Genomic DNA, 15,999 nt, shown 5'->3' with positions numbered 1-15,999 from the left:
ACTCCTTAAACCGATGAAATCTTCTCTGAAAACGATTTTGCTGGCGGGTTTTACCTCCGGAACCCTAGACATTCTTGCTGCCATCATCCTTTTGGGAAAAATGAAACCGGTTCCACTTCTAAAATATATCGCCAGTGGAGTATTCGGACGAGAGGCTTTTACTGGCGGAGATGAAATGGCATTATTTGGGCTGCTTTTTCATTATCTGATCGCTTTTTCCTTTGCCATCGCCTATTTCTTGCTCTTTCCGCAAATCCCGCTGTTTCGGAAACACAAGCTGCTGAGTGGCTTGCTCTACGGGATGGTCGTTTGGGCGGTCATGAACCTGGTGGTTGTGCCGATGTCCAGGGTTTCCCGGGGACCGCTAACCCTGGAAAGCGCCTTCCTGGGCATTGCGATCCTGGTGGTTTGCATTGGTTTGCCAATTTCGTTTATTGTCCACCGATATTATGTTTTGAAGCGCTAAACGTTACTTTTTACACCTAACCCCCTGAATTTATGATTTTTTTGATCGCGGTTTTTCTCGTTACCAGTTCCTTTATACCGTATGAAAACCAACCGAAAACCGGCCAGTCGGATTGGATCTGGCTTTTCGACGGTACCAACACCAGTCAGTGGATCAGTGCGAAATCCGATCAATTTCCGACAGAAGGTTGGTCCATTGACAACAAAACGCTGGTGGCCAATAAAGGCGGAGACAAATCGAAGCGGGGGGGCGACCTCGTTTCGCGCCGGAAATTCAGGAATTTCGACTTGCGGTTTGAGTTCAAACTGACGCCGGGGGCCAACAGCGGGTTGAAGTATTTCGTCAAGAAATACCCCGATGGCGGCTGGCTGGGCTGCGAATACCAGATCATCGATGACCAGGGCAACAAGGATATCGCCGGTGATAAAGACGACAAGCGACGCACGGCGGGCCTATACGAGTTATTTGCTCCGTCGGAACGGAAACTGAAACCCATCGGTCAATGGAACGAAGGTCGCGTGGTCGTGAACGGCAAGCACGTCGAACACTGGCTCAATGGCGTCAAAGTCGTTGACTACGAGCGTGGTGACGAGCGGTTTAAAGCGGCCAAAGCCCAAAGTAAATTCAAAACCGTCGAGGATTTTGGCGTCATGGAAGAGGGCTACCTCCTGTTGCAGGACCACGGCGATGAATCGGCTTTCCGGCAGATTCGGATCCGCGAAATGTAGTTTCGGGTTACTGCTTCAACAACCACACGTCCGAAATCTTCGAGTGTTGGCGCCAGTTGAGGTGCGACTCTTCCGGTTCGTCGAAAGTCACGGAAATGCGACCGTCCTGCGTGAGTGAAAGCGGCACAATCCATTCCTTAAACGTTTCGGTGGCTTTGTTGTAAAGCAAAGGTTTCAGGCGCTGGCCGTCGACCCGCAGCAGGGCGTCGCCGGAACCCGTTACCCGAATGATGTAACGCGCGCCGGGGTCGAGGTTGTCATAGTCCAGGGCCGGTTCGTTCTGGAAGGTTTGCGTCGATAGCCGGGCGCGGCTGGAGCCGTTGTCCCACCAGGCAATGTCCGTGGCGTCTTCGGAAATGGTTTTCACGCGCGGGCTGTTGCCACCACTCGACACATCATCGTAATAACTGCCGACACCGGGCGTTTCCCAGTTGCCAATGACGTGCATTCGTTCCAGTTGCTCTTTCGGCGTTTTCATGGCCCGGATTTTTTTAAATTCGTCGGCCAGCCACCAGCGGTTGTTGAGCGGATAATCGACAAAATCGAGCAAACAGCCGCGTTCATAGTTCTTGGCTTTGTATTTCGGGACGCTGGTTTGCAGACCGATCGATGCGTACAAATCGGCACACAGCGTTTCAATTTTCTTCCGCAACTCCACCGAAACCGGTTCTTTATCCGCCTGCTCTTCCGTAGCCAGGGCCAACGCCAGTGTTTTTTCAATACCGGTTTCGGTGGCCTGCGCCAGCAAGGTGTTGGCGGTTTTTTCCAGTCCCTGCTCGTAAAGCAACCGGCGACGCGTGTAGGCATCGTAGGTGGCCCGTAGGACCAGCATTTGCCAGCGCCAGTTGGTTTTCAGTTCAGGATGAGCGGTTTCCAGATTTTTCCAGAAGGAAAACGTCGCTTCGACCCCGCCATTCTGGGCCAACGGGCCTTTCCAGTTGGCTTCGAGGGCTGCAATGCCGTCGGCGGCATCGCTCGCCAGGGGCCAGCCGAAGAAAAACCGGCTGTAATCGTTCAGAATCTCATTGACGTCTTTGGTCGGGTCCCACCCCCGCTGGCTCCACACCACTTTGTTAATATCATCGTGACAACCATCGGAATACGATACAAAACCGTCGGTGAACGGCGCGTATTTCCCGTGAATACCGGCAAAGAAAAAGGGTCGTGGGTTGATGGCTTCGCGGCCCAGGGTCAGCGTGTAGGCCTGGTCCCAGCGCTCTACCGGAAACTCACAGCGAACGTTGTGGGTGATGTCCGGATATTCGCGGTGCTGGTAGGTTTTGGGCAAGCGAAAACGGGTTTCGGCCATCGGTGGGCTGCTCGGCCCCGACACGACGCCCTGCAACCAGGTGGGCTTATGCTGTTCGAGGTACTTGTAAAAATAATCGATCTGCTCCGTGTTGAACCCCTGCAATGAAATCCAGATTTTGGCTTTCGGGTGGTACTGAACCAGCCTGCCGTGAAGGTCTTTCAGGAACGCCATCACCTCGCGCGGGTGGTTGTCGCCGGGGTCACCGCCGGGGACGAAAATGTGGTCGAGCCGGGGGCAGGATTTGTAAAAAGCCTCATGGTTTTCCAGTTCGGCTTTTCGCTTCGTTTCGTCGGTTAATTCAAATTCCGCCGGGGTCCAGACCCAGTAATCCATGTCGTATTTCTGGCACAACTCGCTCATTCGCACCCGCATCTGGGCTGCCGGTATGGGAAAATGGGGGCTGCCTTTTCCTTCTTCGTGAAACGGAATGCCTTCCACGGCGTTGGTTCCGAAAATGGCCAGTTCGCGGTAATACTGGTCAAACTGGGCTACCGTCCAGGCATCGTACGAATTGGCGGTGTTTCGGTAGCCCAACTGGTGTCCACGGATCGGATAAGCGGGCGCACTGGCGAATTCGACCGGCCCGGCGAGTTCGAGCCGCTTCGCATCCATCTTTACATTCCGCAACAACCAGCCGGAGCCGAACAGAATGCCCCGCGCATCGGCCCCGATGATCCAGAGCGTTGTGCCTGCGGATACGATGCGGAAGCCCTCCGGTTTTTGCTCCGGCCAATCCGTTCCTGTTCGGGCCGGAACCGGTTTACCCGCTACTTCCTGATCGGATGCCAGTGCCAGAACGATCGTCGGTGTTGTACTGACGGGCCAGGATTGGGATTGCTTCAGGGTGCTCTTGGTTCGTTTGGCGATTTCCTCCACCAGCATCTGCGGAGCGGTGGTTCGCATGGGCGACGGAATGGAAGGTGAGACGAGAAGCGTTGCGTTTTTCAGACTAACCGACTGAGCGGCAAGCTGGAATGCGAGGAGTAAGAAAAGGATTATTAAGCGAGAGGTCATTGAGGGCATAGGAAGTAGAGGTTATTTCGCGGAGCTAAGCGGAGGAAAAGAGAGTTAATCCGCTTAACTCTGCGATACAACTCTCTGAATTTTACGAATCGCTTCCGCGAAAGACCGCATGTCTTCCCGGCTCCCCAGCATCGCGTGCTGAAAAATCCAGACGGCTTCTTCGCTGCACGCGCGTTCGGCCGCCGGGCAATGCACCGCCTTGTAATCGACGGATTCCGGAATGGCGTAACACATGAAGTTTTTGTTCTGAAAAACCGGCTGTTTGTAGAGTGGATGCGGGTAGCCGGTCGAGCAGGGAACGCCTTCGGCCGCCAGCCGGGCCACAAATTCGTGGCGGGAAAGTGGGCCGAACGCCGTGGCATCGTATTTGAAAATGTACAGGTGATAGCAATGCCGTACTTCCTCTGCACCCCGGCTGAGGGGCGTGATGCCGGGAATGTCGGCCAGCAATTCATTCAGATAGAGTCCGTTGTCGTTTCTCAAAACCGTCTGTTCTTCCAGCCGGTTGAGTTGTTGGGAGAGCAAAACCGCCTGCATCTGGGTGATGCGGTAATTGCAGCCGGGGTTGAAATGGTCGTACCACTGACCGCCTTCCATCCGCCCGACGTTGCGGAGCGACGCCATCATCCTGTACAGCGTTTCGTCGTTCGTGACCACCATACCGCCTTCACCACTGGTCAGGTTTTTGGACGACTGAAAACTGAAACTACCCGCATCGCCGATGGAGCCCAGTTTTCGTCCTTTGTATTCGGCACCGTGGGCGTGGGCCGCGTCTTCAATCACGCGCAGGTTGTGTCGGCGGGCAATGTCCAAAATGGCGTCCATGTCGCAGCCCAAACCGGCAAAGTGAACGGGAATAATCACCTTGGTTCGTTCCGTAATCGCGGCTTCGATGGCGTTGGGGTCGAGGTTGTAGGTTTCCGGATCAATGTCTACGAAAACCGGTACGCAATTGACTTCCAGCACCGTGGACGCTGTCGCTATAAAGGTATAGGGCGGAACGATGACCTCATCGCCGGGTGTGACTCCACAGGCCATCAGCGCCAGCCGGAGCGACACGGAACCGTTGACACAGCTGACGGCGTATTTCGTGCCGCAATAAGCCGCAAACGCCTGCTCGAAAGCGGCAACCGTATCGCCACAGTCGGGATTTCCCCAGCGTCCGCTCCGAATCACTTCGGCCACGGCCTGCACTTCACTTTCGTCGTAGATGGGCCAGGGGAAGGTCGTCTGCACGGTTTTCTCACCGCCATCGATGGCCAGGGTTTCCAGTGTACTTTTCATTTTCATGCTGTTCAGGGGGGGATTCGGTTTACGGTTTATGGTGGCTGGCGCACGCTTCATACGCGTCAGCCACTGTAAACCGAATACCGTAAACCTTTTAGAATACGGCTGCGACTGGGTTTCGGGCTATTGTTACGGAGAAATTTTCGAGTGAATAGCCTGTTTGGCAGCCTGTAACGTATTAGCTCAGAAACCTTTCCCGAAACCACCATGAATTTGAAGTCTCTTTTTACCAGCCTGCTTGTTGCGGGGATGTCGATGGGTACATCCTGGGCCATCCGGGGTCAGTTTGGTCACGAACAGGGCGCGGCCTGGGCCGGAGCCATCGGCGCACTGAGTGTGCTGTTGGTGGCCAAGCGGTCCGACTGGTATGCGCGGATGTTCAAGGCGACACTGGCGGCTGCTATTGGCTGGGGAATCGGCGGTATCATGAGTTACGGCATTGTGGTGGGCTACGGGCGGGGCATCGACTTCGTAAACGTTTACTATGGGCTGCTGATGTTGTTCGTTATCGGTGGTTTATACGGTTTTATCGGGGGCGGTTTGTTCGGGCTGGCCCTGGCCGATTCGCCGAAAAAACGCGTTTCGTGGCCCCAATTGATCGTTGAAATGGTGGTGGGCGCGATTGTCGTTTACTTTTTCCTGATCGAAGAATGGAGCTGGCTGATGACGCCCCCGCGCTCCGAAATGTGGGCGGCCTGTCTGGGAATGGCGGTGGCCCTAACCTGGTATCTGTACCGGAGCCAGCAGTATTCGGCCTTGCGTGTGGCGGTTTTTGCCGGACTGGGGGGCGGTTTTGGCTTTGCCTTCGGAAACTTCCTGCAAGTGATGGGCGGTTTGTCGGGCATCAAATTCAATTTCTGGAATGTCATGGAATACACCCTGGGCTTTTTCGGCGGCATCGGCATGGCGTATGGTACGTTTACCTCGTCCTGGGAACCGGCCGAAAACCGGGAGAAACGGGCCAACGTGTGGTTCCCACTGTTGATGGTGGTGTTGTTCATCCCGTTTGTGGTCTGGGATCAGACCTTCGAGTTGAAAAAGCTGGAAGAAAACTTTATTAAAATTACAACGGGAGATATTCCGGCGCTGGCGCAAACGGTGCGGTGGGTGGCGCTACTTGCCGTGTTGGCCACCAGCGCGATTTGGTTTGGGAAGTATTACCAGACCCGGAAAAGCGAATGGATTAGCTACGATTACAACGATATTCGGACCTTTTTCCTCGGGCATTTTGGGTTATACATCGCTTACAGCTTTCTGATAACCGGTGCTTTTCTGAGCACCTACCGGATTGAACAATACCTGTATGTCGTGAATCTGCTCGTGGTTACGCTGCTGATCGGGAAAACGAAACCGGGGTTTTCAAACCGGGGGCTGTATGTCGGCAAGTGGGCGATGGGCTTTGCGCTGGTGCTGGTTTTTATCGCGGTGCTTGCGTTCGTGGCGATTCATTCGCACGGGGAGTTAAAAGGCATGAACCGACGGTTTGAATAAGGCAGCTTTTGTTTTACTTTGCTTTGCAAACCCGTTTCAACCCAGGAGATGAAGTCTATTGATCTGACTGAGACCACTCAGTTTTGCATAGAACCCCTTGACAACCAGGTGCGATTGGTGGTGATGAAAAACGGAGCGGAGTGGGTCTGCCGGAAGGAAAGTTATCAAAAACTGGACCGGTTTTTAAAGGCAGATACCGGTCGGCTCTTTAAAGGACGGCTGCAGCTGGTTCATGCCGATACTAATCTGGGAATAGAAGTCAAAGGCGCGGAAGTTGGTACGGTTTCGGTAGACCATTTCCGGCAATATCTTTCGGAGTTGAAGGCCTTCCGGAACGGATCGGACTGCATCAGGTCAATCTCTCCATTTTAACCGGAATCGACACTGTTCCGGTTTCATAAGTGGTGGCAGTGCCTTCACGGAAAGCGGACTGCGCCTTTCAACTCGCGGGGCAAATACCCGAATTTCTTCTTGAAGGCAACGGTGAAATGCTGGTGGTTTTTAAAGCCGATCAGGCTGGAGACTTCGGCAATGGTTTCGAACTGTCCCTTCCGGATCAATTCCTTCGCCCGTTCCATCCGGCAATCGGTCAGGTAACCGAAAATCGTGGTCTGAAACAATTCCTTGAAACCCTCCTGGAGTTTGGTGCGGTTTAGCCCCACCAGCCGCGACAACTGCTCGATGGAGTAGGGGGTCGTGAGGTTCTGGCTGAGGAGTTCCCGGACCTCGTAAAGTTTATCGACATCGGTTTTTTTCAAGGTTGACGGAGCGGTTTTGGCCGTCGTGATCTGGTCGATTTGCAGCGTCAGTAACTCGCATACTTTGGCTTCCAGGAAAATCCGTTTTAAAATGCCGGTATACGGGCAGTCCCTCAGGTCGTCCAGAATTTCCTTCATCCGTGGGGTGACTGGATAACTGCCATTGCCCAGGAGCGCGGGGACATTCTTTTCAATATGCGTACCGAAAAGTCCAAGCTGCTCGAGGTCGTGGTTGAAAAGACGACGCAAAAAATCCAGTGATAATTCAATTTCAACACTGGACGCAAAGGGCGTTTTTAAATACGTTAGATGACCTTTTAAAGCCGGGTAAAAGAGCAGCGAATGCCGCCCGGTCATGATGTTGGTGTCGGGTTCGAACCGGGCGTTGGGCTTGTAGACACAGCCGCCGGTCGTGATTTCAAAATGCATTTGCAAATACGGAAAATCACTTTCAATGTGTTGCGTAAAGGCATTTTCATGCACGACCTGGAACTGACTGATAAAGAGTCCGTTCAAATGGACCCGGTGGGAACGGGAATAAATGCCCGCATAGTTGAACTCCCCCTGGTATTCCGTCATTCCAATTTCGTTCGGAACCGTGTAGCCATCCGTGTATTCACGAATGTGCTGGATTTCTTCAAGGTCCTCTGATTTAAATACAATCTTCATAGAAATTCTGCTTCTCGCGTCATCAATACTGCACCTGACGTTATTCCGCCAGCCCTGAAAAGAATACCTTTGTCGACTATTAAGAATTAGTCTTAATAATCAAAGGTAATGATCTCTATCCTTCTGCCATACAATGGGTAAAAGATTTTTGATTTTATTTCTTTTTCTCATTGCCCGGTTCTGCCTGGCTCAAAGTTCCCTATCCGTCTGGAATGGGTCGGTGAAGGGGGCCAAAGGGAATGCGTTGGCGGGGGCGACGGTGTCGATTGTGGAATTGAAAAAATTCACCACGACGAATTCAACCGGAAATTTTGAGTTTACGGGAGTACCGGAAGGCACGTATCACCTTCAGGTCACCCATGTGGGTTATACCACCGCCTTGAGAGACGTGCCATCGACGGGACAGAAGCGGGTTCGGCTGGATCTGGTGTTGCAGGAAGAAGCCCGCGAATTGACGGAAGTGCAGGTGCGGGGGAAATCGGAAACCCAGCAGGCGAAGGAAATGCCGATCAAAGCGGAGGTGATCAACACCAAAGCCGTGCAGGAACAGCCGTCTACGCTGGTCGAGCTGATGAACCGTTCGGCGGGGATACGCATCCGGCAAACGGGCGGTTTGGGTTCCAATGCGGGCCTGATGATGAACGGTTTTCAGGACCGGGCCATCAAAAACTTCAAAGACGGTATTCCGCTGGATTACCTGGGCGCGGGCTACAACATTGCGCTGGTTCCGGTCAATATGCTCGAACGGGTGGAGATTTACAAAGGCGTTTTGCCCGCCGGTTTGGGGGCCGATGCGCTGGGCGGAGCCGTCAACCTGGTGACCAAACGAGCGCTGTACCGCTACGCCGAGGCCTCCTACGAAATCGCATCGTTTAACACGCACCGGGCTTCTTTGAATGTACTTTATACCGACACGACCCGGAAATTCTTCGTGGGCGCCGATGCGTTTGTCAACCGATCCGATAACAATTATAAGGTCGACGTGACGGTCACCGATCTGGAAACGGCGGCCCGTAGCCAGGCGACGGTACGGTTATTTCACAACCGATTCACGAATTATTACGCCGAAGCCTACGGCGGTTTTGCCAACACCCGCTGGGCCGACGAACTGCGGCTGGGCGTCACCTGGTTTCGGATCGATCGCCAGAACCAGTACGGATCGACCATGTCGCAACCCTTTGGTGCATCGGTCAGTCAGCAATATTCGATCATTCCCACGCTGCGGTATCGCAAGGCGTTTCGAAAATTGAGCCTCGATCAGTTTTTGACCACCAGCACCATTCACGTTCAGCAGATCGATACGGCGCGGGGCGTTTACGACTGGTACGGAAACTTTAGACCCAGCCCCTCGCGAACGGGCGAAACCTCGACGCGGGGATCGTTGTCGGACATTGATTTTTCGTATTTCACATCCCGCTCCAACCTGGCGTACCAGCTTGATGACCGGCATAAACTGGAATTGAATGTCGTGTCGGCGAAACTGGTTCGGCGGGGAAAAGACCCGCTGGGGTTGACCTTCAAAAATGGCACGGACATCCTGGCGCCAGCCGCTCACTATGCCAAGCTGATTACTGCTCTGGGCCTGGAATCGAAGTGGCTGGAGGAGAAACTGGCTACCAATCTGATTGTCAAATACTACCATGCCAGCGTCGATGCAATTGATACCGACTATTATGGAACCGTACTGCCGCGTTCGGAAACCTCAAACCGGTGGGGAATGGCCGGAGCCGCCAAACTGTCGCTCGGGGCCAATGCCTTTGTTCGGGCGTCGGCGGAGGTGGCCACCCGGCTGCCGGAACAGGACGAACTCTTTGGCGACGGGAATTTTCATATTGCCAATTTCGAACTCAAACCCGAACGGAGCACCAATTTCAACCTGGGTTACCGGACTGAAAAACCGGGCCGCTACAGCTTCGAGCTCAATTCATTTTACCGCATTACGCGCGACCTGATCCTGCGCGTGCCGGTGAATATTTTCTTCACCCAGAACCAGAATGTGGACAATGTCAAAGGCTTGGGGGTAGAAGCCGACGCCACAGTCTCTCTGACCCACTGGCTGCGGGCCAACGGTAATTTCACCTGGCAGGATTTTCGGCTGTTTAACACGGGAAACCAGACAACGCAGGGATCGCGGCTGCGCAACACACCCTACTTTTTTGCCAATCTGGGACTGAACGCTACCCTTCCGCGTCTGTTTGCGGGTCACGACCGGCTGAATCTGTACTATTATTTCATGTTCGTTCGGGAATATTACCTGGATTACATTCCAAAATCACTGGAGCCGTCCGGTTTTCTGGGCCTGTGGGGAAAAGCCCGGTTCAACGCGCCGAACATCATTCCAAACCAGCAACTGCATTCGATGGGACTGACGTACAACCCCGTCGATGAGCGGTTTTCGGTCGGTTTGCAGGTCAAAAACATCTTCGATAGCCCGGTTTTCGACAACTTCCGGATTCAGAACGCGGGCCGGAGTGTGCATTTTAAAGTGAATTACATCCTGAAATAAATCGCTTCATTTTATTATCCCTACCCATGAAAAATCTACTGACTCAATTTGCATTCTCCTGTCTGACCCTGGCCCTGTTCGCGGGGTGTTCGAAAGACAATACCGATGATAATCCGACGCCAACCGACAATGCCAAATACGTGCTGATGACGGATGTGGTGCAGTTTCAGGCGCCGGGCTATCTGACAGCTTTTAACGGAATGCCCTCCGGAACCATCGTTGATATTCAACCCAAATCGTTGCAGCTAACCCAGGCGTTTGGGTTTCGTACGTTTGGGAAATGGCTGTTCAACCGCGCCAATGCGGCTGGAGAAGTGGGGCTGCAGAAGTTTACGGTAACCGATGATGGCAGTTTGAAAGATGAAGGGTTTATTGCCGGAGCAACCCAGTTTCTGGTGGTTTCCGAAACCAGCGGCTATTACCTCGACGAAACCCGGGGAACCCTCAAACTGCAGAAATTCAATCCCACAACGATGCAGCGCACGGGCGAAATCGACCTGTCGTCGCTGCAAAAAACGGGCGTCGAATACCAGGTGGTTGGCAAACACACGATTGCCGCCAAGGATGGAAAACTCTACGCCGGAATTACATATGGTACGAAAGCCCAGCAGGGCTACGGTGATGATCTGTACAATTCCGTGGAGTTGGCCGTGATCGACATGGCGACCGACAAGCTGGAAAAAACGATCCAATACGACGGCCAGAAAGGAATTGGCTGGGGTTCGTCCGCCAATAAAATGTGGACAATTGGCGACGATGGCGCACTGTATCTGTACAGCACCGGTTTGACCGACGGGTTTACGAACCCGGCCGTGCTCCGCATCAAAAAGGGCGAAACGGATTTTGACCGGACCTGGAAACTGAAAGGTACTGATTTTCAGACGGCCATGGCGATCTCGATGGGCCTGGTCAAAGGCGGGAAATTTTACACGGAAATCCCATCCGAACCGCTGAAACCGGATTACAGCAACCTGACTGCGATCATCTGGGATTACTACGTAATCGATATGACGACCCTGCAGAAAACGAAAATTGAAGGAATGCCGCAGCACCATTATTCGTATGCCAACGAGCAGGCCATCACCGAGATTGACGGAAAAATCTATTTCTGGGTGAAGAACAAAGACCAGAAAATCGACGGCTATTACGTGCTGGACGGCACCAAAGCCACGCAGGTGTTCAACAACACCCACGACGGTTTTACCTGGGGTTTTGCCAAGTTACAGTAAAACAGTAAATCCGATCGGCCATGAGCAACGTAAAATCCATCCAAACCTGGTTTCAGATTCACAAATGGACCAGCCTGATCTGCACGGCTTTTCTGCTGATGCTGTGTCTGACGGGCCTGCCGTTGATTTTCCACGAGGAAATTGAAGAGCTGGAGGGCAAACAACTGGCGAAGCCAATGCCCGCCAACACCCCCAAAGCGAGCCTGGACCGGCTGGTGGAAACCGGTCTGAAACTGAATCCCACCAAGGTAATCCGGTTTCTGTTCTGGGATGAACACCAGCCGAATACGGTTTCGTTGAGCTTGTCGGATTCGGTCGATGCTCCGCCCGATAACTATAAAGTCGTGATTCTTGATGATCGGACGGCGCAGGTGCTGGAAGAGCCGAATTACCAGGAAGGGTTCATGTATGTGATGCTGCAACTGCACATCGATATGTTCATGGGCATCGGCGGCAAATTGTTTCTGGGGTTGATGGGCATCCTGTTTGTGGTGGCCATCATCTCCGGCATGATGCTCTACGGTCCGATCATGAAGCGGTTTGAGTTCGGGCTGGTGCGCACCGAAAAATCGACGCGGCTGAAATGGCTCGATCTGCACAACCTGCTCGGCGTGGTCACCATTGCCTGGGCGACGGTGGTCGGGCTTACGGGCGTCATCAACACGCTGTCGGAAGTGGTGCTGGGCTTGTGGCAGGTGGGGCAGCTTTCCGAAATGACGGCACCGTACAAAGACGCGGCCCCGTTGACCGGAAAACTCAGTTCGCTCGATCAGGCCTTTGCCATCGCCCGCAAAGCCGATCCCGGCATGGAACCGTACCTGGCGGCCTATCCCGGCACGGGCTTCAGCAGCAAACACCATTACGCGATTTTTGTCAAAGGCAAAACGCCCCTGACCGAACGGCTGATCAAACCCGCGCTGGTCGATGCCAAAACCGGCAAACTGACCGACATGCGAACCATGCCCTGGTATGTCAACGCCCTGTTTATATCGCAGCCGCTGCACTTTGGCGACTACGGCGGTTTACCCCTGAAAATTATCTGGGCGATTTTCGACCTTATTACGATTGTCGTGCTGGGAAGCGGTTTGTATTTGTGGTTTGCGCGCAACAAAGCCACGCAGGCGAAAATTGCCCGACTGGGAAAGTCTGATTCGAAAAAAGCGGTGCAAAAACTGGAAGATTCTGAAATTCTGGCGCTGAGTGGCGGGAAAGGAGAGGGGTATGAATCGTAATTTCTGGCACATCTGGACCATTCCGCTCTTGCTGGCGTTGGTAAGCCTTTTTGGATTGATCGTTGCCCTGATTGGCGACGGTTTTATGGATTTTCTATCCTGGGTTTCGCTGGGGATTCCGTTGGTCGTCGCGGGCTGGTTTGTAAACCGGCCCGCGACCAAACGCAGGGGGCCGTGAACGGTCAACCAACGACGGTCAACGAAAGACATTTCCGCTCTTCTGTGAATCGGTGGGTAGTGTCATCACGGAGCACGGAATGAGTCATAGATTTTTGATGAAACAAACGATCCGGTTGGCTTCCGTAAAGCCAACTTTCTGGTGGAAGTCGATGCTGGCCAGATTCGTCAGTTCCGCATCGGAGGCAAAGTGTCGGCACCCGTTGTTTTTTCCCCATTCTTCGCCCAGACGAACCAGATTACGGCCAATGCCGCGCGTTTGATAGGCCGGTTTTACATAAATCGCTTCCAGGTAAGCCACAGGCGATTCGGTGGCCCCTTCAACGTAATCGGTACGGATGGACAGATGGATGAAGGCAATGTAGCGGTCCTGCTCCCGGACGAGGTAACAGATTTCATTCTCCGCCTTCACAACCCCTGTATAGTATTCGTATTCTTCGTCAAAATTGCAGTCTGGCCAAAGTTCTAAAACCAGTTCCGTTAGGGGTTGAATCGTATCGGTGGATAGGATTTCTATGTTCATGGTGGCGATATTTTTAACGCCTGAGCCACCTTCATCACAAAATCCGTCTGAATGACATCGACACCCAGTTGAGCGGCTTTCTTATATTGCTCCGCATTTTCAAAAAAGCCGAGCGCATCCGAAAACACCTGAATGCCGTTGCCGTGAATTTGCCGAACCAGCTCATGGGTGAGCGAAGGCCAGCGCACATCAAACGCATACGGATGAAGTTTCTCAATTTTAGTGGATAACTCGTCGGCATTCTTTAACGACGGCATCAGCTTTGCTTTCGGAGCAACCTGTTTTAAGGCCGCTAAATAGTCGTCGGAGCCGTAGAAAACCGCATCGGTCAACACGTCAAACTCGGCTAACGCTGCCACTAACGGTTTCGGTGCAACGGCCTTGCAGTCGACATACAGGTTTACCTTCGCAGCATGGCCGGCGTTCCAGTCGCGGATCAACTGGCAGACTTCTTTGAGAGTCGGAATTCGTTCGTCTTTGAATTTTTCATCAAATCCTTTCCCGGCCGAAAGCTGCTTCACTTCCGCCAGCGTCAGGTTCTCGACCGGCCCCGAACCGGTGGTGGTTCGGTCAAGTTTGCCATCGTGGAGGATGATCAACTGACCGTCTCTGGTCGTCCGAACGTCGATTTCGATGTAACTGACGGGCATGGTCAAAACCGCCCGGAACGTCGCCATCGTGTTTTCCGGTGCCACGAGCGACGATCCCCGGTGGGCTGAAATGAAGGGTTGGGCGTTGGCGGTATTCTGGAAAATAGCACCGAAGGCTAGAAACAGGAATGGAAGTAGGCGCATCATTTCACAATTTTCAATTCATCTTTTACCTTCCCATCCTGATCAAAACTCTGGTAAACCAGGGTTTTGCCATCCATCTTCAAGAGCTGGTACAGCGGGCCGTTTTTGTGCCGGACGACGGCGTACTTTTCGTCGGGCCAAACCTTGTGATCGCTCGGAATGCCGATGGAGATCGTGTAAATCGTACCCTGAGCCGGAGAGCCAACCGGTTTTTCGGCCAGCATCGGTTTGGTTCGCAGGTAATAATGCACGTGACCGCTCATCACCATGTCGACGTGGTATTGATCGAACAGGCTACACCATTCTTTGCGGATGCCGGCGTAATCTTCTTCGAAATTATAGGGCGGGAAATGGAAAAAGGCAAACTTCCAGGTGGCTTTCGAACGCGCCAGTTGGTCTTTGATCCAGGCGGTTTGGGCCTCGATCGGCGAGGTCGCGTCGATCATCAGAAAGAGGGCATTCTGGTACGTAAACGCATAGGTCTGTTCCGCCGGAACGTCCGGCGATTTGGGGCCATTTTTCGGCAAACTGAACATTTCCTGATACATCCACGCGCCCAAACCGTCCTGGCTGTCGTGGTTGCCCGGAATCGGCATCAGCGGTTTTTGCTCAAAAATACCGCCGGAATACTGCCACAATTCGTCCCACTCGTCGCGGTGCAAACCGGTGCTGACGAGGTCTCCGGCGATGGAATAAAAGGCAATTTCGGGGTGTTTTGCCAACGTTTTTTGGGCCATCGCCCCCCAATCCGGCGACTTGTGCGTATCGCCAAACCAGATGAACGAGAAGCCTTCGGCCGTGGCGCTCTGGGTTTTGAACGTGGCCGGTTTTGACCAATTGCCGGACGGCGAACCTACCTGATAGCCATACGAACCACCCGGCTTTAGGCCCGTAAGGTTCGCCGTAAGCCGGTTGGCATACCGGTCATTTTGCAACAGGCGGTCTTCCATCCGGAATGCCATCGCCGGAGCGGTCACCGTATCCGTTGTGCCGGTTTGCCAGTATTTTACCCGCCCGTCCGCAACCGTGGATGACGTCCGCCATTGCACATCCATCGTGCTCGTGGGATCACCGCTCATGGTCAGCAGCACCTGATCCGGCTGGTCTGAAGAAGGAGCGATGGTTTTTCGAAAAGCCCCCACCAGATGGGCTTCCCGGGCGCGTCCGCGAATGGTCTGGAAGAGCGTTTGTCCGCGCAACGATTCGGGCACTTCGGTTAATGTCAGGTCACTCCAGTCGTGGTAGGTAAAGGCTCCCACCCGAACGGTATCGAGCGTTTGATGGGTTGGAAATACGTTGGAAATGGTGACTTTTTCGCCCGGTTTCTGTGGCCCCACGCTGATGAAATAAACCGGCCGGTGTTTGTCGAACCCGTTGATTCCCAGCTCTATTTTCCCGGCCGGGAACGCTTTTTGCCAGACTTCGTACGTGTATTCTTCGTTTTTAACGACCCGGTCCGTTTTCTGAAAACCGCTGTCTTTCAGCCAGAATGGCAGCACCTTCTGTTCCTGATGACGCATCAGCGAAACCGTTACCGGCACATTCACGTCGAAGGTCAAATACCGGGTCGCCAGGGCGGTTTTCTCTTCTTCGGTCAGAAACTGAAGCACGTAGGCCTGGCTGATCGTGTCGAGTTGTTCCGGTTTAAGGGTTTGATACAGCCGGGTGACGGCTCCATCCATGACGTCTTTCACCGAGGACGTGGAAGGATTGGAGTTGGTTCTACAGGCTGAAAGAACGAAGAATAAGAAGGCGAATGTTGACTTCATTGGTCAATATGAGAATATGAAACCGCTGTCAGGGT

14 protein-coding genes are annotated in these 15,999 nt (G+C 53.4%); 8 read left to right on the top strand and 6 right to left on the bottom strand.

Translation table 11 applies throughout. The annotated features are described in order from the left end of the window. Positions 1-13: 13 nt before the first annotated feature. Positions 14-466 (top strand): DUF1440 domain-containing protein, encoded by a 453-nt coding sequence (locus FH871_RS15030; protein ID WP_138992239.1) that lies wholly within the window; start codon positions 14-16, stop codon positions 464-466. A 32-nt stretch (positions 467-498) separates the two neighbouring features. Then, positions 499-1,194: a DUF1080 domain-containing protein gene (locus FH871_RS15025; protein ID WP_138992238.1), complete on the top strand. Its 696-nt coding sequence runs from the start codon at positions 499-501 to the stop codon at positions 1,192-1,194. Between the two features lie 7 nt (positions 1,195-1,201). On the opposite strand, the gene FH871_RS15020 is transcribed toward FH871_RS15025, so the two are convergent. Together FH871_RS15020 and FH871_RS15015 are read right to left on the bottom strand one after the other, a co-directional pair. After that, positions 1,202-3,520 (bottom strand): hypothetical protein, encoded by a 2,319-nt coding sequence (locus FH871_RS15020; RefSeq protein ID WP_229317306.1) that lies wholly within the window; start codon positions 3,518-3,520, stop codon positions 1,202-1,204. Positions 3,521-3,583: 63 nt separating this feature from the next. Next, positions 3,584-4,813, bottom strand: coding sequence for a DegT/DnrJ/EryC1/StrS aminotransferase family protein (locus FH871_RS15015; RefSeq protein ID WP_138992236.1), 1,230 nt, complete (start codon positions 4,811-4,813; stop codon positions 3,584-3,586). 210 nt (positions 4,814-5,023) lie between these two features. Between FH871_RS15015 and FH871_RS15010 the strand changes: the two genes are divergently transcribed. Both FH871_RS15010 and FH871_RS15005 read left to right on the top strand, forming a co-directional pair. Further along, entirely contained in the window at positions 5,024-6,307 is a 1,284-nt protein-coding gene (locus FH871_RS15010; RefSeq protein ID WP_138992235.1) for a hypothetical protein, read from the top strand. Positions 6,308-6,355: 48 nt separating this feature from the next. Further along, complete coding sequence (locus tag FH871_RS15005; RefSeq protein ID WP_138992234.1) at positions 6,356-6,679, top strand: hypothetical protein; 324 nt, start codon at positions 6,356-6,358, stop codon at positions 6,677-6,679. A gap of 44 nt (positions 6,680-6,723) precedes the next feature. On the opposite strand, the gene FH871_RS15000 is transcribed toward FH871_RS15005, so the two are convergent. Then, the gene (locus FH871_RS15000; RefSeq protein ID WP_138992233.1) at positions 6,724-7,734 is read right to left on the bottom strand and encodes an AraC family transcriptional regulator; all 1,011 of its coding nucleotides are present in this window, start codon (positions 7,732-7,734) and stop codon (positions 6,724-6,726) included. A gap of 133 nt (positions 7,735-7,867) precedes the next feature. Between FH871_RS15000 and FH871_RS14995 the strand changes: the two genes are divergently transcribed. Genes FH871_RS14995 through FH871_RS14980 form a run of 4 tightly spaced genes read left to right on the top strand, consistent with a single transcriptional unit; the run spans position 7,868 to position 12,879 of the window. Further along, positions 7,868-10,240: a TonB-dependent receptor gene (locus tag FH871_RS14995; RefSeq protein ID WP_138992232.1), complete on the top strand. Its 2,373-nt coding sequence runs from the start codon at positions 7,868-7,870 to the stop codon at positions 10,238-10,240. Between the two features lie 26 nt (positions 10,241-10,266). Beyond that, entirely contained in the window at positions 10,267-11,469 is a 1,203-nt protein-coding gene (locus tag FH871_RS14990; RefSeq protein WP_138992231.1) for a hypothetical protein, read from the top strand. Between the two features lie 20 nt (positions 11,470-11,489). Then, positions 11,490-12,701 carry a PepSY domain-containing protein gene (locus tag FH871_RS14985; RefSeq protein WP_138992230.1) on the top strand — a complete coding sequence of 404 codons (1,212 nt, stop codon included), beginning with the start codon at positions 11,490-11,492 and terminating at the stop codon, positions 12,699-12,701. Beyond that, the gene (locus tag FH871_RS14980; protein ID WP_138992229.1) at positions 12,691-12,879 is read left to right on the top strand and encodes a hypothetical protein; all 189 of its coding nucleotides are present in this window, start codon (positions 12,691-12,693) and stop codon (positions 12,877-12,879) included. Before FH871_RS14985 ends, FH871_RS14980 begins: the two co-directional genes overlap by 11 nt. An 84-nt stretch (positions 12,880-12,963) precedes the next feature. Here FH871_RS14980 and aac(6') read toward each other — a convergent pair whose 3' ends face one another. From aac(6') to FH871_RS14965, 3 genes are read right to left on the bottom strand one after another with little or no spacing between them, the layout of a single operon-like run. Continuing rightward, positions 12,964-13,401, bottom strand: coding sequence for an aminoglycoside 6'-N-acetyltransferase (aac(6'), locus tag FH871_RS14975; RefSeq protein WP_138992228.1), 438 nt, complete (start codon positions 13,399-13,401; stop codon positions 12,964-12,966). After that, positions 13,398-14,198: a glycerophosphodiester phosphodiesterase family protein gene (locus tag FH871_RS14970; RefSeq protein ID WP_138992227.1), complete on the bottom strand. Its 801-nt coding sequence runs from the start codon at positions 14,196-14,198 to the stop codon at positions 13,398-13,400. The genes aac(6') and FH871_RS14970 overlap by 4 nt, the downstream gene beginning before the upstream one ends. Further along, positions 14,195-15,964, bottom strand: coding sequence for a metallophosphoesterase family protein (locus tag FH871_RS14965; protein ID WP_138992226.1), 1,770 nt, complete (start codon positions 15,962-15,964; stop codon positions 14,195-14,197). Before FH871_RS14965 ends, FH871_RS14970 begins: the two co-directional genes overlap by 4 nt. Between the last annotated feature and the right edge of the window lie 35 nt (positions 15,965-15,999).

This window comes from Larkinella sp. C7, from assembly GCF_006149005.1.
GTDB lineage: Bacteria > Bacteroidota > Bacteroidia > Cytophagales > Spirosomataceae > Larkinella.
Note: the sequence above shows the minus strand (reverse complement) of the source record. Positions and strands in the feature narration are given on the sequence as shown.

Coding starts and splice junctions, on each gene's coding strand:
- FH871_RS15015 (WP_138992236.1), bottom strand. CDS start 4,813: ATGAAAAGTACACTGGAAACCCTGGCCATCGATGGCGGTGAGAAAACC.
- FH871_RS14965 (WP_138992226.1), bottom strand. CDS start 15,964: ATGAAGTCAACATTCGCCTTCTTATTCTTCGTTCTTTCAGCCTGTAGA.
- FH871_RS14970 (WP_138992227.1), bottom strand. CDS start 14,198: ATGATGCGCCTACTTCCATTCCTGTTTCTAGCCTTCGGTGCTATTTTC.
- FH871_RS14995 (WP_138992232.1), top strand. CDS start 7,868: ATGGGTAAAAGATTTTTGATTTTATTTCTTTTTCTCATTGCCCGGTTC.
- FH871_RS15010 (WP_138992235.1), top strand. CDS start 5,024: ATGAATTTGAAGTCTCTTTTTACCAGCCTGCTTGTTGCGGGGATGTCG.
- FH871_RS15020 (WP_229317306.1), bottom strand. CDS start 3,520: ATGACCTCTCGCTTAATAATCCTTTTCTTACTCCTCGCATTCCAGCTT.
- FH871_RS14985 (WP_138992230.1), top strand. CDS start 11,490: ATGAGCAACGTAAAATCCATCCAAACCTGGTTTCAGATTCACAAATGG.
- FH871_RS15025 (WP_138992238.1), top strand. CDS start 499: ATGATTTTTTTGATCGCGGTTTTTCTCGTTACCAGTTCCTTTATACCG.
- FH871_RS15030 (WP_138992239.1), top strand. CDS start 14: ATGAAATCTTCTCTGAAAACGATTTTGCTGGCGGGTTTTACCTCCGGA.
- FH871_RS15000 (WP_138992233.1), bottom strand. CDS start 7,734: ATGAAGATTGTATTTAAATCAGAGGACCTTGAAGAAATCCAGCACATT.
- FH871_RS15005 (WP_138992234.1), top strand. CDS start 6,356: ATGAAGTCTATTGATCTGACTGAGACCACTCAGTTTTGCATAGAACCC.
- FH871_RS14980 (WP_138992229.1), top strand. CDS start 12,691: ATGAATCGTAATTTCTGGCACATCTGGACCATTCCGCTCTTGCTGGCG.
- FH871_RS14990 (WP_138992231.1), top strand. CDS start 10,267: ATGAAAAATCTACTGACTCAATTTGCATTCTCCTGTCTGACCCTGGCC.